Origin of the sequence: Comamonas sp. SCN 65-56 (genome assembly GCF_001724135.1) — a bacterium.
Classification (GTDB): Bacteria; Pseudomonadota; Gammaproteobacteria; order Burkholderiales; family Burkholderiaceae_C; genus Comamonas_C.
In genome coordinates, this window is record NZ_MEDS01000025.1 from 223059 (window position 1) to 242215 (window position 19157).

Sequence of the window (19157 nt, forward strand, 5' to 3'; positions counted from 1 at the left end):
TCGATGTCACTATTCAAACAGGAGCTTTTGGCGCAAGAGAGGCAAGCGCTTGAGCCATTTTTGATCCATATTTCCCAGCGACTGCTGGCGCGTGCTCAGATGCTGGCCACGGCCGAAAGCTGCACTGGCGGACTGATCGCCGCGGCCTGCACCGAACTCGCGGGATCGAGCCAATGGTTTGAGCGCGGCTTCGTCACCTATTCCAACGCCGCCAAGACCGAGCTGCTGGGCGTGCCCGCCGCGCTGATTGAACAGCACGGCGCCGTCAGCGAGCCGGTGGCCAGGGCGATGGCGCAAGGGGCAGTCACGCACTCTGCGGCGCAGGCCAGCCTGTCCGTCACCGGCATCGCCGGCCCGACGGGCGGCAGCGCGGACAAACCCGTGGGTACGGTCTGGTTCGGCTGGTGCGTTGACGGGCACACGCACAGCGAGGTGCAGCACTTCACCGGCGATCGCGCGGCGGTGCGCGCGGGGGCCGTGCAGCATGCGCTGGCACGGCTCGCCACGCTGCTGGCCTGAAAGTCTGGCCAGGCGGCTTCAGCGCAGGTGGTGCACCGGCGCCACCTTGTAGACCGGCGTCTCCAGCCCCTCGTAGCGCGCCTTCAGTTGCAGCGAGAGGAACTGCGAGTAGTGGCGGCTCTGGTGCAGGTTGCCGCCGTGGATCCACAGCTGCTTCTGGTTGGTCGGCTTCCACATGTTGCGCAGTTCGCCCTCCCAGGGGCCGGGGTCCTTCTTGGTGTTGGAGCCCAGGCCCCAGACCTTGCCGACGCGGTCGGCCACCTCGGTCGAGATCAAATCGACGAGCTGGTTGTTCATCGAGCCGTAGCCGGTGGCGTAGACCAGCAGGTCGGCGTCCAGCTCGCTGCCGTCGCTCAGCACCACCGAGTGCGGCTTGATCTTCTGGATATCCACCCCGCTCTTGAGCTTGACGCTGCCGTTGGCGACCAATTCACTTGCGCCCACATCAATGTAGTAGCCCGAGCCGCGGCGCAGGTATTTCATGAACAGGCCCGAGCCGTCCTCGCCGAAGTCGAGCATGAAGCCGGCCTTCTCCAGCCGCCCGTACAGATCGGCATCGCGCTTCTTCATCTCGTCGTACACCGGAATGTGGAAGGTGTGCATGATCTTGTAGGGCACGCTGGCAAAAATCAGATCGCCCTTGTGGTGGTCTATGCCATTGGCGACCGCCTGTTCGCTGTACAGCCCGCCCAAGGCCAGGTCCATCAGCGAATCAGACGGCGCGATGTGCGTGCTGCTGCGCTGGATCATGGTCACGTCGACACCGTTTTCCCACAGCGCGGCGCAGATGTCGTGGGCCGAGTTGTTGGAGCCCAGCACCACCGCCTTCTTGCCCTTGTAGGCCTCTGGGCCCGGGTGCTTGCTGGAGTGGTGCTGGTCACCGAGAAAGGTCTCGGCGCCCTCGATCTTGGGCACGTTGGCATAACCCGAGACGCCGAGCGCAAAGACGAGCTGCTTGGGGCGCAGCGTGATTTCCTTGCCCTCGCGCTCCACGGTGACTTCCCACTCGCCCTTGGCCTCGTCAAAGCGCGCCTTCTTGGCCACCGTCGAGCCCCAGTAGTTGATCTCCATGATCTTGGCGTAGCTCTCCAGCCAGTCGCCGATCTTGTCCTTGGCGGCAAACACCGGCCAATCGTCCGGAAACGGCAGGTAGGGCAGGTGGTCGTACCAGACCGGATCGTGCAGATGCAGGCTCTTGTAGCGGTTGCGCCAGCTGTCGCCGGGACGTGCGTTCTTCTCGACGATGATGGTCGGCACGCCCAGGCGGCGCAGGCGCGCGCCCAGCGCAATGCCGCCCTGGCCGCCACCGATGATGAGCACATAGGGTTGCGTGGTGTGGCCGAGCGCCGCCACCTCGTCCTGGCGCTGCTCGAGCCAGCTCTTGCGCCCGGGGTGCACGCCGTGCTCGGCACTCTTGATGCGGCGCGTGCCCTTCTTCTCTTCAAAACCCTTGAGCTCGACCATGGTGGTCAGCAAGGTCCAGGCACGGTCGCCGGCCGCCGTGACCTTCAGACGAAGATGGCCGCGCCCGCGCGAGACCTTGGTCTCGAAGGTGAACCAGGCATCGACGACGCCATCGGCTTCGGTGGCATCACCCTCGATGCGGAAGTTCGATGGCGCCGTCGTGGCGAGCTGCGCCGCGAGCATCTCTTCGATCGCCGCCTGGCCTTCCTGGGTGCGGATGTTCCAGGTGAAGGAAACCAGGTCGCGCCAGTAGCAATCGGCATCGAACAGCGCGCTCACGGCCTGGGGTTTGCCGCTGGCCAGAGCGGCCTCGAACTGGGCGAGCCAGGCACTGGCCCGCTCGGTAGGTGTCGTCATCGTTGTGTCTCCTGTTGAACTTCCCGCCCACGGCGGGCGGCAGACAGGGGCTTTCACGATCCGTGCCACCCGGGTTTTCAGGGCTGCAGGCGTCCAAACTACGCAAAGCGCCCTTGCGTGCTGTCACCCTGTGACGCCCCGGTTGACGCAGGGGTGACAGCTGTCACTCAGGCGTGACAGCCGCCTGTCCGCGCTGCGGCAGCGGCAGCCCGGCGCGCTGCATGCGCCGGTACAGCGTCATGCGCGACAGACCCAGCTGGCGCGCGGCGGCGCTCACATTCCAGCCCTGATCCTGCAAGACCTGCAGCCAATCCGGTTCGGAGGGCTTTGCAGCGGCCGTTCGTTGCGGCGGCGCCTCTACTACCTGCGGTTGCACCGGCGCGCACACCAGCCAGTCGGGCAAATCGCCAACGTCCATGTCTCCCTCGGGGCAGACATGGATGGCGTACTCCAGCGCGTTGCGCAACTGGCGCAGATTGCCCGGCCAGGGGTAGTGCAGCAGCAACTCCTGCGCCGCTGGCGAAAACCGGCGGCCGGCGGCCCAGCGCTCTATCAGTGCCAGCAGGTCGCTGCGCTCGCGCAGCGGCGGCAACTGGATATGGGCACCGTTCAGGCGGTAGTACAGGTCGTCGCGAAAGCGCCCCTCGCGCACGCGTTGCTCCAGCGCGGCGTGGGTGGCGGCGATCACGCGCACGTTGATGGCCACCGGGCGCGTGGCGCCAACGGGCAGCATTTCGCGCTCGGACAGCACGCGCAGCAGCCGGGTCTGCAAGGTGAGCGGCATGTCGCCGATTTCGTCGAGGAACAGCGTGCCACCTTCGGCCTCGGCGATCAGCCCGCGCTTGCCCTTGGCGGATGCGCCGGAGAAGCTGCCGCCGACATAGCCGAAGAGCTCGCTCTCGATCAGCGCCTCGGGAATCGCGGCGCAGTTGACGGCGACAAACGGGCGCACCCGCCGCTCGCTGCTCTCATGCACCGCCTTGGCAAAGTACTCCTTGCCCGAACCGGTCTCGCCGGTGATGAGCAGATTGATGGGGGAGTTCAGCAGCCGCGCCGCACGTGCGATCTGCTGCTGCAGCGCCGCATCGCCCGCCGAAAGTTGCGCCAGCGGCGCCGGAATCGCCGCCTGCTCGAGCTGCGCCGGCGCCAGCGCGCGCGCCTGCACCGGCGGCGTGGCCGAGAGGAACAAGAGGCGCGGGCCTCCGGCAAACATCACCGCGCGCCGGTCGGATGGCTCTGCCGCGACAAAGCGCCCGATCTGCGCCAGCGGCTGGCCGAACAGCGATTCGAACGAGGCGCCGAGCAAGCCGCCCGCGCAGGCATCGCCCAGCGCCCGGTGCGCGCGCTGGTTGTGGCCGACGACGCGCCCGGACATGTCCAGTGCCAGCAGGTACTCCGGTTGCACATCCAGGAACTGCGGCGCGCCCGACAGGCGCAGCACCCAGTCGCGCCGGTGGCGCTGCAAGAAGGTGGCGTCTTCAATATCGTTGGCCACGCGCTGCACCAGCTGCAGCGCCAGGTGCTGGCTGCTCTTGGGCTGGGAGGAGCTGAGCTGCGACACGTCCAGCACCGCGCGCAACTGCCCCTGGCTGTCAAACACCGGCGCGGTGGTGCAGGTGAGCGGGATGTGGCAGGCGTCGAAATGGTCGTTCAGGTGCACCGTCAGCGCCTGCCCCGTGCTGATGCAGGTGCCCACGCCGCAGGTGCCGGCCACCGCCTCGCTCCAATCCGCGCCCAGGTACAACCCGGCCTTGCGCAGCCCGGGCTCGATCTGCAGATCACCGAGAAAATCCACCGTCACGCCACGCGCATCGGTCAGCAGCACGCAGTAGCCCAGCCCCGCCATCTGGCCATAGAGCGATTCGAGCCCGTGGCGCGCAATCTGCAGCAGTGCCTCCATCTGCTCCTGGTGCTCGCGCAGGCGCTGCTGCGACACGATGATGGCCTCCTGCATGCGCGTCGGCTCCAGACCGTGCTCGGTCACGCAGCGCAGCCAGGATTCGCGGATCAAGCGGTCGTGCTGCACGCCAGGCGCGTTCACGCCGCGCTCGGCCACCTGGAGCACGGTCTCGATATGGGCTTGCTGAAAAGGCTTCATGGCGTTCTGGCCAACGGCGATGAAACCGTGCATGGTGCGGCAAAACCTTGGCTCGCGCATCGGTAGAAGTGCCCATGCCCGCGCCGTTGGCACCGCACGCGCGCCTATCATCACGCGCCCATGCCCGAACACCCCCGCACCGTTGACTACGCCACGGCTCTCGCCCGGCTTGCGCCGCTGCAATCGGTGCCGCTGGCCGTGCACGAGTTGCAAGGCGAGCAGGTCTGGCTCAGGCACGCGGCGCGCGACCACTGGGGCATGCGCCGCCGCCTGCTGGGTTGGATCGCTCGCACAGCCCGACTGCCGATGCTCAACCCCCCACCTCTGGCGGACGCACGCACGACCATCGCTGGTGAACTCGCTCGTCTTCAAGCGTTCTCGATCAGCGGCATCCGCGTGCCGCAGGTGCTGGCGTCCGCTGACGAGGCCTACGTGATGAGTGACCTGCGCGGCGGCTTGCCCGGCGCCCCATCGCTGCAGCAGGAGATCGAGACCGCGATTGCCGCGGGCAGCGACGCCGTGCTCGCGCTCTGGCGCCAGGGGCTGCAGGCGCTGGACGCCGTGCATGCGCACGGCTTGTGCGTCGGCCATGCGTTCGCGCACGCCATGGTGCGCTGCCCGGATGGCGTGATCGGGTTCACGGACCTGCGCGACGCCCCCGCCGCCACGCTGGCACAAGGCCAGGCGCGCGATGCGCTGGCCTATCTGTTTTCCACCGCCGGCCTGCTGCACCTGGCGGGTGCACGCGAGGCGGCGCGCGCACCATGGACCGAGTGGCTCGCTCAGCCGGTACGTGACGATGCATTTCGCGCGACGGTGCAACAGGCCGTCACGCGCCTGACCTGGTTGCGCTACCTGCCGCCCGACGCACGCTGGGGCCGCGACGCCTGGTGCCTGCGCGCCGCCTGGGAGCAGGCGATATCACTACACTATGAATAGCTGATAGCGCTTATCAGACCAGCGCAAACACGGTTTTTTACTGCAAAGGAAGCACCATGAACCCCATCCACATCGTCGCCCTGCTGGCGCTGCTGCTCTACCTCGCCTTCACCGTCCTCGTGGGGCGCCAGCGCATGCGGGGGCGCGTCGTGGCGCCGGCGACCACGGGCGATCCGGCGTTCGAGCGCGCGTTTCGCGTGCAGCAGAACACGCTGGAGCAACTCGTCGTCTTTCTGCCGGCGCTGTTCCTGGCCGGGCAGTACTGGTCGCCCAACGTGATCGCCGGCATAGGCGTGGTCTGGCTTGTCGGGCGCGTGCTCTACCGTTTTGAGTACACCAAGGATCCGGCCAGCCGCACCGCCGGCTTCATCCTCACGCTGCTGCCCACGGTGGTGCTGGTACTGGCGGCGCTGTGGGGCGTGGCGACACGAGGTTGAGCGTTCGGCGTTGAGCGTTGAGCGCGGGAAGAAGCGGGGCGCCTGCGGGTATTCACGCTGAACGCCCAACGCTCAACGCTGAACCTCTTTCCGGAGTGCTTCGCTCAGGCGGCTCGCATAGGCTTCGGCGCTGATGAAATCCGGCTTAAGGTCGGCGCATGAAACCGTGCGCGCACGCATCGCAGCCTCATCCTTTGGCTGACCGAGCGCGGCGCACAGCAACGCCCAATCGGGTGGCGTGACCAGCGTACCGGTGACAAGCAGCACGCCGGTGCGCTGGCGCCGCTGCGCCAGACCGACGAGCTTGCGCCCGCCGACAGTGTCCACCACCTCCCACGACGCGAGCGAGCCATAACAGGCCCACCGCACCGGCGGGCCCAGACGAGCGTCGGCCTCGGCCACCTCGGCCGGCGGCAAGGCGCGCGCGACCACGCCCAGCCCGGCCAGCAGGCGCACGAACATCTGCCCCAGGCCCTGATAGCTGTCGTTGATGCGCCCTGCAACCCAGGGGTGATCCAGCGGCAATACCACCGAGCCGCTCACCATCCACGGACCGGTCAACACTGCGCCGCCACCCGAGGCGCGCACCAACGCGGGCACCTGCGGCGCTTGCGTCGCAAGCTCGGTCAGCCGCTCGCGCTGCGAACAGCCCAGCACGATGGCGGGCTGCGCATAGGTCCAGATGGCGAAGCGCGGTGCAGTCACGGGCTCGCTGAGTTGCGCGGCGTTCCAGGCTTGTTCCTGTTCGGCAGTAGTGGACATGGCAATGCAAAGGCCGTGCATTCCTGCACGGCCTGTCGAAGGTGAAAGGTCGAGACGCGCCCGATTGTGTCAGGCGCGCAAGATCAGTAAGCGCCGATGCGGTTGCTCCCGGCGCGCGCCTGGCCCTCGATGGTGTTGGCCACAGAGTTTCTGCTGTCACCCGCCGGGGCGAGCGGCGGCGTGGGCAGATCGCCCCAGGAAAAATCGGGGATCGCCACCGGCGCATACCCGGCGACATTGCCACGGCCCACCAGGTGATAGCCGCCCCCCGCCGCGTTGACGAGTTGCGGTTCGGCCTGGTTGATGCTGTTCTGCGCCACGAGTTGCGTGGCGTTGCAGGTGGCATTCGTTGCCGGGCAGCCGCCCGCGCCGTCATCGAGCAATGCATGCCCGCTCGGCCCGTCCCAGATCCAGTTGCCGCGGATCACCAGGTTGGTATCGCCGCGCGCGTCGGCCGGTACGTTGGTGCTCGCCGGGTTGCTGATGGTGCCCAGAACCCGGAAGTGATTCCACTGGCTTTGCACGCCCGCCGGGTTGTAGAAGATGTTGTTGAGCACCCAGACGTTGCGGTTGGGAATCAGCACCGCGTTGGTGCCGTCATCGACCACCGTCGTGCCCCAGCCGCCCGCCGTCAGGTATTGCTGGCAGCGCTCGCGCCCCGCGTCCCCCGGCTGGCCATCGCATGAACGCAGCCCGACCACAGCCTCGAACAAGTGGTCGCGCGTGCCGATGCGGTAGAAGGTGTTGTAGGCGAACAGCGCGTTGTACGCACCATTGGCGCCGATGGCCGCACCCTCGACGTCATGCACCACGTTGTTGACGAAGCTGATGCCATAGGCCTCGTAGTGCAGCCAGGGCGAGCTCATGAACTGAAAGCCCGTGCCCTGCCCGGCGGTAAAGCCCCCGGTGCCGCAATTGGAATAGGTGTTGCCCTCGATGCGCAGATACGCCGAGCCGCCCTTGGCGTACTGGCACCAGTCGCCCGCGTTGCCGATGCGGTTGCCCACCACGTGCCCGTACTGCACGGCGACGTAGTCGATCGCGTTGTCCCAGGCGCCGGTGATGGTGCTGTCTTCCAGATAGACGTATTGCGACTGGTTGATCTTGAGCGCCTCCTGGCCTTCGCGGTTGTCGCCGCCGTTGATGGTGCTCCCGCGGATCAGCAGGTGATCGCACTGCTCGCAGTGAAACGCATCGCCTGCGGGCACGGGCGTAATGTTCAGATTCAGCAGATACAGGTACTGCACGTCCAGGATGTTCAGATCGCCCTGCAGCGTCACCGTGCCCGGGGCATCGACAGCGATGATGACCGGGAAGTCGCGCGTACCATGCACGCCCTCCATGAAATGCGGCACGCTGGCGCGCGGATAGGTGCCGGGCGCCAGCAGGATGCGGTAGCCCGTGCCCGTGAGCGCACCCGACGGCACCTGCTGCCAGGCGGCATTGAGCGTGGCCAGCGGCGCGCTGGCGCTCTGGCCGTTGTTGCTGTCGCTGCCGCCGGGCGCGACGTAGATCGTCGTGATCGTGGGGCTGCCCATGTCATAGCGCCCTTGCGTTGCTGGCGCTGGCGTGGGTGCTGGCGTGGGTGTGGGGGCCGGGCTGGGCGTATCACCCCCCGCCGCCACAACCAACTGCGAGAGCGGCTGACAGCACCAGCAACGCCGCGATGGCGCCTGTCCTGGTCATGCTTTGACGTTGGATTGACATGAGACTCTCCTGCTGTGTGGATGTTTGTTAAACAATTTGATACATTGAGTCACAGTCGCGACATCATCTTTCGCTCGTCCGGCTGGTTTGTCAATTCGCTTTTGCGCAGTTCTTTGCGCATCCGCAACGTCTACGCGATCGCGACATATGCCGCCGGCGCGCCCGCACTCAGCGTCAGGCCATCCGCTGTCGCACAATCCCCACCATGCATTTGTCCAGCCCCACCCCCTTCCCCATGAACCGCCCGCGCCGCCTGCGCCGCGACGGGTTTTCCCGCAACCTGGTGCGCGAGTCGCGCCTGTCTGCGCATGATTTCATCTACCCCGTCTTCGTGCACGAGGGCGCGAAACGCCGCGAGGCCGTGCCCTCGATGCCCGGGGTCGAACGCCTGAGCCTGGATCTGCTCTTGAGCGTGGCCGAGGAATGCGTGAAGCTGGACATTCCGGTGCTGGCGCTCTTTCCCGCCATCGAACCTGACCTCAAGACCCCGAACGGCAAGGAAGCGGCCAACCCCGACGGCCTGATTCCGCGCGTGGTGCGGGCGCTCAAAAAGGAATTTCCGCAACTGGGCGTGATGACCGACGTGGCGCTGGACCCCTACACCAGCCACGGCCAGGACGGCGTGCTCGACGAGAGCGGCTACATCCTGAACGACGATACGGTGGAAATCCTGGTACAGCAGGCGCTCGCCCACGCCCATGCGGGCGTGGACATCGTCGCCCCCAGCGACATGATGGACGGGCGCATCGGCGCGGTGCGTCGCGCGCTCGAAGCCCAGCACCTGATCTACACCCGCATCATGGCCTACAGCGCCAAGTACGCGAGCAGCTTCTACGGGCCGTTTCGCGACGCCGTGGGCACGCGCGGCGCGCTCGGCAAGGCCGACAAGAACGTCTACCAGATGGACCCGGGCAACAGCGACGAGGCGCTGCGCGAGGTGGCGCTGGACATTGCCGAGGGCGCGGACATGGTGATGGTCAAGCCCGGCATGCCCTACCTCGATGTGCTGCGGCGCGTGAAGGACGAGTTCCGCATGCCCACCTTTGCCTACCAGGTGAGCGGCGAGTACGCGATGATCAAGGCCGCATCGGCCAACGGCTGGCTCGATCACGACGCGGTGATGCTGGAGGCGCTGCTCGCGTTCAAGCGCGCCGGCGCCGACGGCATCCTTACCTATTTCTCGCTCGAAGCGGCACGGCTGCTGCAAAAAGCCTGAAACGGCGCAAGGCCATGGTACTGGGCCGATGCGATGGGAGTACCCTAGGACCCTCCTGAAACGCGGCACTTGCACGCGTTTTTGACTGTCCTGCCAAGAAGAAAGGAAGCTTGCCATGCGCAACGACTCCACGCCCGCCCCAAGCACCACCACTGCGCCAGACACCTGGCCAGCCCTGTCCACCGCCGCGCTGCGCGTGGCCTTCGGCATCATCTGGATCGTCAACGCCGCGTTCACCTGGATGCCGAGTTTCTCGGCCAATTACGCGGGTTACCTGCGCAACGCCGCCGACGGCCAGCCCGCTTGGTCAGCTTGGTGGTTCGAGTTGTGGATCGCCATCGTCGAGCCGCACGCCGACACCTTCCTCTGGCTCACGCGCATCGCCACCACGCTGCTGGCGCTGGCCTTGCTCTTCGGCTTCGCGCGGCGCACGGTGTATGTGATCGGCGCGCTCTACAGCCTGCTCATCTGGAGCACCGCCGGCGGCTTTGGCGGCCCCTACACCGTGGGCGCGTCCAACACCGGCGTGGGCATCATCTACGTGCTCATCTTCGCGGTGCTGATCGCGATCAACCACCGCGGTGGCACCAGCCCCTACAGCGTGGACTACTTCATTGAAATGAAGTGGCCGGGCTGGAGCTGGATCGCCGAATGGCGCGAGCGGCGCCTGTCGGATGCGCCGCGCGTCGGCTGGTGGGCGCAAACCGGCATCCTCGCCGGTGTCGCGGCGGTCGTGTTCTTTCTCGTTGCCGGGCTGCAAAGCAGCATGAACGTGAAGGCGCCCACGCCCGCTGCCGCTGCCGCGGCCGTCTCGCCGCTGCAGTTGATGAGCAAGGAGCCGGTCAAGAAGGCTTATGACGCGACGCTGCCGCCGCTGTCCAAAGACAAGGAAGTGACGGTCACCATCGACGTGACCGACGAGGCGGTGGAAATCGCCAGTGGCGTGAAGTACCAGGCCTGGCCCTACGGCGGCACGGTCCCCGGCCCGACCATCCACGTCAAGCAGGGCCAGATGGTCAAGATCGTGCTCAAGAACAAGGCCACGATGCACCACTCGATCGACTTTCACTCGGCCTTCACGCCGCCCAACACCAGCTTTCACGACATCAACCCCGGCGAGCAGATCGAGTTCACCTTTGAAGCCAAGGTACCGGGCACCTTCGTCTACCACTGCGGCACGCCGCCGGTGCTGCTGCACATGGCCAACGGCATGTACGGCGCCATCATCGTCGACCCGATCGACGACCCGCGCCCCAAGGCCGACAAGGAATACGTGCTGGTGCAAAGCGAGTGGTACACGCGCCAGGTCTCGGGCAACCTGATGGGCCCGGACTTCGGCAAGATGGAAAAGATGCAGGCCGACATCGTCGCCTTCAACGGCGTCGCCTTCCAGTACCAGGCCCATCCGCTCACCGCCGAACCGAACGAGCGCGTGCGCCTGTACGTGGTCAACGCCGGCCCGAGCTTCTGGAGCGCCTTCCACGTGATCGGCGCGATCTTCGACAAGGTCTACCCGGACGGCAACCCCAAGAACGCGCTCAGCGGCGTCTCCACCTACAGCGTCGGCCCGGGCGAAGGCATCGTGTTTGACGTGGTGATTCCCGACCCGGGCAATTACGTCTTTGTCGACCACTCCTTTGCCCATCTGGAAAAGGGCGCGGCCGGCTCGCTGCGCATCGGCAACCCCGACAACTTCGTCAAGCCCAAGGTCTCCAAGATCGAAGGGCACGCGCCAGCCGCCGCGCACGCCGCAGCACCAGCAGCCGCCAGCGGCCCGTACAAGTTCGACGCGGCGCGCGGCGAGCAGCTCTACACCAGCACCTGCGCGGCCTGCCACCAGGCCAATGGCGCGGGCCTGCCTGGCGCCTTCCCGCCACTGGTGAAGAACCCCGCCGTGCTCGCGGCCGACCCGACCAAGCAGTTGCGCGCCATCCTGCATGGCCTCTCCGGCGAGGTCATCGACGGCGTGAGCTACCCGAGCCCGATGCCGCCGTTCGCTGCTGCGCTGTCGGATGCCGACGTGGCCGACATCGCCAACCACGAGCGCACTGCATGGGGCAATCAGGCCAAGCTGGTGACCGCCGACCAGGTCAAGGCACTGCGCTGACACTGGCGCCGTCGCGGATCCCAGTCCGCGGCGGCAACCACGTTCCAACGATGGGGCGCTGATCCGTTTGCGATATCAACTATTGACGTCGCAGTAAAATGTGACATCCGCTAACATTTACGCCGCACTGCGGCGGGAGCAGCCCAAATTCCCAAGTCCGGCGCCGGCTTTCGCCTTTGGCCACTGCGCACCTTGCACAGCCAGTCGCTGCTGGCGCTGGCACTGGTTGCATTGCTCGCGCTAGGCAACCTGCTGACGGTTGAATCGCTGCTGCGCCGCTCGGACAATGTCGCGGCCACGCTGAACGTGGCCGGCAAGCTGCGCATGCTGGGCCAGCGCGTGGGTTTCGAGGCGCTCGTCGCCGCCCATCATGGCCGGGCACTGCCGCTGACGGACTACGAGCTGGCCTTTGGCGCCGCCGGGCAGGCGCTGGCGCACGGCGGCACGGCCTTCGATTTGTCCGTGGACCCGCTGAGTAACGCGCTGCAGCCCATGCTGGCGGCGCAGCACGCCAGCTGGCAGGCCTATCGCGCTGAACTGGCGGCACTGCCGGTTCAAGCGGCACCCGACGCGGCCGTTCTGGCGCGCCTTTCCCAGTCCGGCAACGCGCTGCTGCAACAGACGGAAGCGTTGATGGATGCGCTGGTGGCGCACGCCGGCGCGGTGCAGCGCAGAGCACGCATCGCCAGCCTGGGGCTGTTCGTGCTGGATGTGCTGTTGCTGGCGCTGGGGTATCTGGTGGTCCGGCGCCAGGTCCTGCGCCCGGTGCGCGCGCTGGTGCGCCAGTGCACGGCGATGGCCAACGGCGACTTCGGCCACCGGGCGCCGATCGCGGTGCGCAACGAATTGGCGCAACTGGCGCAAGCGCTCGATGCCTCATCCGGGCAAATCGCCCGACTGCTGGCCGACGTGCAGACCGAGCGCCAGGCGCTGGCACGGGTGCAGGCCATGTTCGATGGCCTGACGCAGAACGACGTGGCGGGTATCTACGTGCTCGATGCGCAACTGCGCTTCGTCCATGTCAACGAACAGCTCGCGCGCATGCTGGACTATCCGCGCAGCGCGCTGCAGGATGGGTTCGAGGTCCGGCGCCTGTTTGCCGATGACACATGGCCGCAGGTGCAGCGCAGCATCGACGACCGCCTGCAGGGCCGCACGCGCAGCGCGCGCTACGAATGCGACGCGCTGCGGGGCGACGGCGCACCGATACAGGTGGAAATTTTCAGCTCGGTGATGCAGCTGGGCGATCAGCCCGGCATCATCGGCATGTTCTTCGATATCGGCCAGCGCAAACGCGCCGAAGCCTCGCTGCGCCAGGGCAGCATCGTCTATCGCCACACGCGCGACGCCATCGTGATTACCGACAAGGACGGCGTGGTGCAGGATGTGAACCCGGCCTTCACCACCATCACCGGCTATGCGCCCGCCGAGATCATCGGTCGGCGCATGAACCTGCTGAGCTCGGGCCAGCACGACCGCAGCTTCTACCAGGCGATGTGGACCAGCCTGCTGCAAACCGGCTCCTGGAGTGGCGACATCCACAACCGGCGCAAGAACGGCGAGCAGTTCACCGAGCACCTGACGGTCTCCACTGCATATAAGGACGATGGCAGCGTGGACTGCCGCATCGGTCTGTTTGCCGACGTGACCGAGGAGCGCATGCGCGCCGCCGCACTCTGGCACCAGGCCCATTACGACCACCTGACCGGCCTGCCCAACCGCCAGATGTTCGAACAGCACCTGCACGCCAGCATGGAGCATGCGCGTGCCAGCGGCCTGCCGATGGCGCTCATCTTCCTGGATCTGGATCTGTTCAAGCAGGTCAACGACACCTTCGGCCACGACGAGGGCGATGCGCTGCTGCAGGAGGCGGCGCGCCGGCTGCTGTCGCTGGTGCGCAGCTCCGACCTGGTGGCGCGCCTGGGCGGCGACGAATTCACCATCGTGCTGCAGGACATCCGCAGCTCCAGGGATGTCGAAATCGTCTGCGAAAAGGTGCTCCATGCCATCGTGCAACCCTATGCCCTGCGGCGCAACACGGTGCACATCTCGGTCAGCGTCGGCGTGGCCCTCTACCCGCGCGACGCCGCCGACGGCGCAACCCTGCTCAAGAACGCCGACCTGGCGATGTATACCTCCAAGGCCAGGGGGCGCAACCGCTATTCGGAGTTCTCCAGCGCGTTGCTGGAGCGCGAACAGCAGCGCCTGCAAATGCTGCACGAGCTGGAGAAAGGGCTGCAGCGCGAGGAGTTCGTGCTGCATTACCAGCCCATCGTGGACCTGCGCACGCTGCGCATCGTCAAGGCCGAAGCGCTGGTGCGCTGGCAGCAGCCGCTGCATGGCCTGGTGAGCCCGGCCCAGTTCATCCCCGCCGCCGAAGAATCCGGCCTCATCGTGCCGCTGGGCGACTGGGTGCTGCGCCAGGCCACGCGCCAGCTGCAGGATTGGCGTGCGCACATCGCACCGGATTTTTCGCTCAGCGTCAATGTCTCCCCGCGTCAGCTGCACGCCGACGAGCAAAAGGTGCAGGACTGGCTCGACTGGCTCGCACAACTGGGTCTGCCGCTGCACAGTCTCACGCTCGAGATCACCGAAGGCGTGCTGCTCAATGGCGACCGCGCCACCAGCGACAAGATGCAGGCGCTGCAGCGCGCAGGCATCGCGATTTCGCTCGACGATTTCGGCACCGGCTATTCGTCGCTGTCCTACCTCAAGCGGTTTGCCATCAACCACCTGAAGATAGACCGCAGCTTCGTCGACAAGCTGCCGCAGTCCGCGGAAGACGGCGTGCTGTGCAACGCCATCGTCGCCATGTCGCATCAGCTGGGCATCGCCGTCATCGCAGAAGGCGTGGAAACGCCCGAGCAGCACGAGTTTCTGCGCGCCGCCGGTTGCGACTTCGGCCAGGGCTACTGGTACGGCAAACCGATGCCGGCCGAGGCCTTCACCCAGCGGCTGCAAGCCGAACACACCGCGCCTGCCACCGCCTGAAAAACCTGGCCACCACTGCGTGGCCAACGGCAGAAACGCCGCCCTATTTGCCTGACTGGTCAATTATTGATGATGCAAATATAATGCGCCATGCCCGAAACCCCGGCAGGCGCCTGCGCCTCGCCCTCTGACACCCCTTACGACGCTCACAGCAGCATTGGTCGACAGTTGCGCCGCCTGGTGACGCAACTGGCGTCCACGGTAGACCGCCGCATGGAGCCCCTGGGGCTGACCGATGCCCAATGGCGCCCCTTGCTGTGCCTGCTGCACGGCTCGCCCGCCACCGCATCCGAGCTGGCACGCCTGTGCGGCCTGGATACCGGCGGGCTCACGCGGCTGGTGGACAGACTGCTGGCCAAAGGCCTGTGCCAACGCGAACGCAGCCGCACCGACCGGCGCGTGGTGCAAATCTCGCTCACGCCCGAAGGCGAGCGGGTGGCGGCCCAACTGCCCGAGGTGCTCAGCCAAGTGCAGCGCGAACTGCTGCACGGCTTCAGCAGTGAGGAAGAAACACAACTGCGCGCCATGCTCGCCCGCCTGCAGGACAACGCCCTGGCGCTGGATCAGCTACCCAAAATTTGAAAGAAAACAGTGCTTTGCGCATGACCATCAAGCGCTGAAAGCTATCTTTTTACAAGCACTGTGGGCACAGTGCCCAACCCTTATCGCGCCTGCCATGACCACCCCCGAAGTTTCCGCCGCCGCCTCCAGCCGCCGCAAGCGCATGACGCTGCTCATCGTCGTCGCCCTCATCGGCGGCATTGCCTGGGGCGCCTACGACGTGCTCGTCGCCAGTCATCAGGAAGACACCGACAACGCCTACGTGCAGGGCAACATCATCCAGATCACGCCGCAGGTCGGCGGCACGGTAATGTCCATCCTCGCCGACGACAACGACTTCGTGCGCGCGGGCACGCCGCTGGTCAAGCTCGATCCGGCCGACACCGACGTGGCGCTCAGGCAAGCCGAGGCCAGCCTCGCGCAGACCGTGCGCCAGGTGCGCCAGCTCTACGCCAACAACGCCACGCTCGCGGCGCAGGTCAAGCTGCGCGAGACCGACATCGCCAAGGCCATCGCCGCGCAGGCCAGCGCCCAAAGCGAGGTGCAGCGCACCCAGCAGGACGTGCAGCGGCGCCTGCAACTGGGCGCACGCGGCGCAGTCTCGGCCGAGGAGCTCAAGCACGCCGAAAGCGCACAGACCGCCGCGCGCGAGCAGCTCGCCGCCGCCCGCGCGGGCGAAGCGGCCGCGCGCGCCGGCGTGGCGGAAGCGCGCGAGCAGCTTGCGAGCAACCAGGCGCTGACGCAGGGCGTGAAGATTGCCGAGCACCCGAGCGTGAAGGCCGCCAGCGCGCAACTGCGCGCGGCGTGGCTGGCCGCGCACCGCACCGAGCTGCCCGCGCCGGTCGATGGCTTCATCGCGCGGCGCAGCGTGCAGCTGGGCCAGCGCATCGCCGCCGGCACGCCGCTGATGGCCGTGGTGCCGCTGCATGGCGTGTGGGTGGACGCGAACTTCAAGGAAACGCAGCTCAAGAACCTGCGCATCGGCCAGCGCGCGACACTCACCGCCGATCTGTACGGTGACAGCGTCAAGTACACCGGCCACGTCGCCGGCCTGGGCGTGGGCACGGGCGCGGCGTTTGCGCTGCTGCCACCGCAAAACGCCACCGGCAACTGGATCAAGGTGGTGCAGCGCATCCCGGTGCGCATCGCGCTCGACCCCGAGCCGCTGGCCAGGCACCCGCTGCGCCTGGGCCTGTCGATGCTCGTGACCGTGGACACGCGCGATCAGGGCGGCACCACGCTGGCGAGCAGCCCGCGCGAGCAGCCGCTGGCGCAAACCTCGGTCTACAGCGTGCAGGACGGCGACGCCGACGCCGAGATTGCGCGCGTGATCGCCGCCAACGTCGGTACGCCATGACACTGCCGCACGGCCTTCGGTCTTCTCTCCTTCCCCCTTTGGGGGAAGGCCGGGATGGGGGCCAGCGCCCGGATGCATGAGGAGCTGCCTGCACCACAGCCCGTCGGCCCCCACCCCTGCCCTCCCCCAAAGGGGGAGGGAGCCATCACCACCGCCACCACCGTGACCTCCGCTCAAACCCCTCCCGCCGAACAGCAACCCCTGAGCGGCTCGGCGCGCGCCTGGGGCACGCTCGCGCTCTCGGCGGCGACATTCATGAACGTGCTGGACACGTCAATCGCCAACGTCTCGCTGCCCGCCATCGCCGGTGACCTGGGCGTGAGCCCGAACCAGGGCACCTGGGTGATCACGAGTTTTGCCGTCGCCAACGCGATTTCGGTGCCGCTCACCGGTTGGCTGGCGCAGCGCTTCGGCCAGGTGCGCCTGTTCGTGATCAGCGTGCTGCTGTTCGTCACCGCTTCCTTCCTGTGCGGCCTGGCGCCGAGCATGCCGCTCCTGATCGCGGCGCGCGTGGTGCAGGGCTTCGTCGCCGGGCCGATGATTCCGCTGTCGCAGGCGCTGCTGCTGTCAAGCTACCCCAAGGCGCTGGCGGGCCTGGCGATGGCGATGTGGTCGATGACGACGCTGATCGCGCCGGTGATGGGGCCGCTCTTGGGCGGCTGGATCACCGACAACATCAGCTGGCCATGGATCTTCTACATCAACATCCCGGTGGGCATCGTTGCCGCCATAGGCACCATGGCGATCTACGCCCAACGCGAGACCGCCACGCGCAAGCTGCCGATCGATGCGACGGGCCTGGCGCTGATGGTGATTGGCGTCGGCAGCCTGCAAATCATGCTCGATATCGGCAAGGAGCACGACTGGTTCTCCACGCCCATGGTCATCGGCTTCGCCGCCGCCGCGGTGTTCGGCCTGGTCGCCTTCGTCATCTGGGAGCTGGCCGAAGAGCACCCCATCGTCGATCTGTCGCTGTTCAAAATCCGCAATTTCTGGGCCGGCACCATCGCCACCGCCGTGGGCTACGGCATTTTCTTCGGCAACGTGGTGCTGCTGCCGCTGTGGTTGCAGCAGTACATGGGCTACACAGCCACGTCGGCGGGCATGCTGATGGCACCGGTGGGGTTCCTCGCGATGATCCTCTCGCCCATCGTCGGCAAGAGCATAGGCAAGGTCGATCCGCGCCGCTACGCGACGGTGGCGTTTTTCGTGTTTGCGCTGGTGCTCTGGCTGCGCTCGCTGTTTGCAACGACGGCCGACTTCACCACCATCATGATTCCCACCATCGTGCAGGGCGCGGCGGTGGCCTTCTTCTTCGTGCCGCTGGTCACGCTCACGCTCTCGGAAATCCCGGCGCACCGCGTGCCCGCCGCCTCGGGCCTGACCAACTTCGTGCGCATCACCGCGGGCGCCGTCGGCACCTCGGTCACCACCACGCTGTGGGAGCGGCGCGCCACGCTCGCGCATGCCAACCTGATCGAGCACCTGCACGCGGGCAACGGGCCACTGGCAGATGCACTGCACACGCTGCAGGCGCTGGGCCTGACGCCCGAGCAAGCGCTGGCGCAGATCGAGCGCCTGGTGACGCAGCAAGCCTTCACGCTCGCGGCCAATGACGTGAACTGGGCCTCGGCGCTCCTGTTTTTATTGCTGGTGCCGCTGGTGTGGCTTGCGGATGCGCCCAAAAGAGGCACATCCAGTGGCTCAGCTGCGGCGGCTGGCGCGCACTGACGGCGCGGCCCGCCGCCGGCCCGTGCGGGCGAGCGAATCAATCGGGCGCGCGCAGCCGCACCGCCAGGCTTTGCGTGGCGTGCCCGACCAGCCCGCGCTCGTCGTACAGGCGCGACTGCGCCAGCCCCCCGCCATGCGGCCCCCAGGCGGTGCTGGCCTCAAGGCAGATCCATTCCCCCTGAGCGGGTCGCAGCAGATTGATCGTGAGGTCGCTGTTGACGAAGGTGTAGCGCTGGTAGTCCAGCACCGCGCTGATGCCGTTGCCCGAATCGGCCGCCACCGCCACGCGCTCGCAGGGGCCGGGCTGCTCGCCCTCGACCAAGGGCGTGCGCAGCCGAAACCAGACGGCGCAAGGCCCGTGCCACAGCCGCCCGGCCGCCCGGCCGCCAGGCGCGTTTGCACCAGATCGGCATACCCCACGACGCGCCCGGCAAACGGGAATTCAGCCTCGGGCGACGCCTCAGGCGCGCGCGGCGCCAGCGGCAGCGGATGGCCGGGCAAATCGTGGGGTAGCGCCACCTCCAGCGCGCGCTGAACCAGCAGCGTGAAGCGCGCCACCTCCTTGCCATCGGCGAGAAGTCGCGCGGAGAAATGCCCGGCGTTGCGCCCCACGTAGTCTTCGCTCACCTCCACGGCCAGCACGCCGAGCGGCACTGGCCGCAGCAAATTTGCCGTCACACGCGCAATGTGCGTGAGCCCGTGCGCGGCAGCCGCCAGCCGCACCGCGCGGCATACCAGCGCCACCGGCGGCCCCGCGTGCTGGTGCGCATCGCTCCACGGGCCGCGCGTGAGCTCGCTCGATGCAAAACAGCCGCCGGGCAATGGGCGATAGGCGGCAGGGGGCAGCGGTGTGGTAGTGGTCATGGCGCAAGCAGAAAAGGGGATGCGTCCCATTATCGGCAGGCGCTGCG

General features: G+C 67.1%; 14 protein-coding genes and 1 pseudogene. 9 read left to right on the forward strand and 6 right to left on the reverse strand.

What is annotated here, in order from left to right:
• Window positions 1-3 precede the first annotated feature (3 nt).
• Window positions 4-519, forward strand: coding sequence for a CinA family protein (locus ABS45_RS13960; RefSeq protein ID WP_291556358.1), 516 nt, complete (start codon window positions 4-6; stop codon window positions 517-519).
• An 18-nt stretch (window positions 520-537) separates the two neighbouring features.
• On the opposite strand, the gene ABS45_RS13965 is transcribed toward ABS45_RS13960, so the two are convergent.
• Together ABS45_RS13965 and ABS45_RS13970 are read right to left on the reverse strand one after the other, a co-directional pair.
• Entirely contained in the window at window positions 538-2340 is a 1803-nt protein-coding gene (locus ABS45_RS13965; RefSeq protein ID WP_291556360.1) for an NAD(P)/FAD-dependent oxidoreductase, read from the reverse strand.
• 163 nt (window positions 2341-2503) lie between these two features.
• Window positions 2504-4438 (reverse strand): sigma-54-dependent Fis family transcriptional regulator, encoded by a 1935-nt coding sequence (locus tag ABS45_RS13970; protein ID WP_291556362.1) that lies wholly within the window; start codon window positions 4436-4438, stop codon window positions 2504-2506.
• 120 nt (window positions 4439-4558) lie between these two features.
• Between ABS45_RS13970 and ABS45_RS13975 the strand changes: the two genes are divergently transcribed.
• Together ABS45_RS13975 and ABS45_RS13980 are read left to right on the forward strand one after the other, a co-directional pair.
• Window positions 4559-5377 (forward strand): hypothetical protein, encoded by an 819-nt coding sequence (locus tag ABS45_RS13975; protein WP_291556364.1) that lies wholly within the window; start codon window positions 4559-4561, stop codon window positions 5375-5377.
• A 56-nt stretch (window positions 5378-5433) separates the two neighbouring features.
• Window positions 5434-5814, forward strand: a complete 381-nt coding sequence (locus ABS45_RS13980) for an MAPEG family protein (protein ID WP_291556366.1) — start codon at window positions 5434-5436, stop codon at window positions 5812-5814.
• 72 nt (window positions 5815-5886) lie between these two features.
• Here the strand turns inward: ABS45_RS13980 and ABS45_RS13985 are convergent, their stop codons facing one another.
• Window positions 5887-6576 (reverse strand): ligase, encoded by a 690-nt coding sequence (locus ABS45_RS13985; protein ID WP_291556368.1) that lies wholly within the window; start codon window positions 6574-6576, stop codon window positions 5887-5889.
• A gap of 83 nt (window positions 6577-6659) precedes the next feature.
• Window positions 6660-8114: a right-handed parallel beta-helix repeat-containing protein gene (locus ABS45_RS13990; protein WP_291556370.1), complete on the reverse strand. Its 1455-nt coding sequence runs from the start codon at window positions 8112-8114 to the stop codon at window positions 6660-6662.
• Window positions 8115-8488: 374 nt separating this feature from the next.
• On the opposite strand from ABS45_RS13990, the gene hemB reads away from it, so the two are divergent.
• The 6 genes from hemB (at window position 8489) to ABS45_RS14020 (ending at window position 18246) form a co-directional block, all read left to right on the forward strand.
• The gene (hemB, locus tag ABS45_RS13995; RefSeq protein WP_291556372.1) at window positions 8489-9499 is read left to right on the forward strand and encodes a porphobilinogen synthase; all 1011 of its coding nucleotides are present in this window, start codon (window positions 8489-8491) and stop codon (window positions 9497-9499) included.
• A gap of 115 nt (window positions 9500-9614) precedes the next feature.
• Window positions 9615-11606 (forward strand): multicopper oxidase domain-containing protein, encoded by a 1992-nt coding sequence (locus ABS45_RS14000; RefSeq protein WP_291556374.1) that lies wholly within the window; start codon window positions 9615-9617, stop codon window positions 11604-11606.
• Between the two features lie 192 nt (window positions 11607-11798).
• Window positions 11799-14597, forward strand: a complete 2799-nt coding sequence (locus tag ABS45_RS14005; protein WP_291556376.1) for an EAL domain-containing protein — start codon at window positions 11799-11801, stop codon at window positions 14595-14597.
• Between the two features lie 90 nt (window positions 14598-14687).
• Window positions 14688-15179 (forward strand): MarR family transcriptional regulator, encoded by a 492-nt coding sequence (locus ABS45_RS14010; protein ID WP_291556378.1) that lies wholly within the window; start codon window positions 14688-14690, stop codon window positions 15177-15179.
• 94 nt (window positions 15180-15273) lie between these two features.
• On the forward strand, window positions 15274-16515 hold the full coding sequence (locus ABS45_RS14015; protein WP_291556380.1) for an HlyD family efflux transporter periplasmic adaptor subunit: 1242 nt from the start codon (window positions 15274-15276) through the stop codon (window positions 16513-16515).
• Window positions 16516-16677: 162 nt separating this feature from the next.
• Window positions 16678-18246 (forward strand): DHA2 family efflux MFS transporter permease subunit, encoded by a 1569-nt coding sequence (locus ABS45_RS14020; RefSeq protein WP_291556382.1) that lies wholly within the window; start codon window positions 16678-16680, stop codon window positions 18244-18246.
• Between the two features lie 37 nt (window positions 18247-18283).
• Here the strand turns inward: ABS45_RS14020 and ABS45_RS14025 are convergent, their stop codons facing one another.
• Both ABS45_RS14025 and ABS45_RS17640 read right to left on the reverse strand, forming a co-directional pair.
• Complete coding sequence (locus ABS45_RS14025; protein WP_291556384.1) at window positions 18284-18568, reverse strand: acyl-CoA thioesterase domain-containing protein; 285 nt, start codon at window positions 18566-18568, stop codon at window positions 18284-18286.
• Between the two features lie 275 nt (window positions 18569-18843).
• Window positions 18844-19140: pseudogene (locus tag ABS45_RS17640) on the reverse strand (acyl-CoA thioesterase domain-containing protein); the annotation flags it as partial.
• Window positions 19141-19157 lie beyond the last annotated feature (17 nt).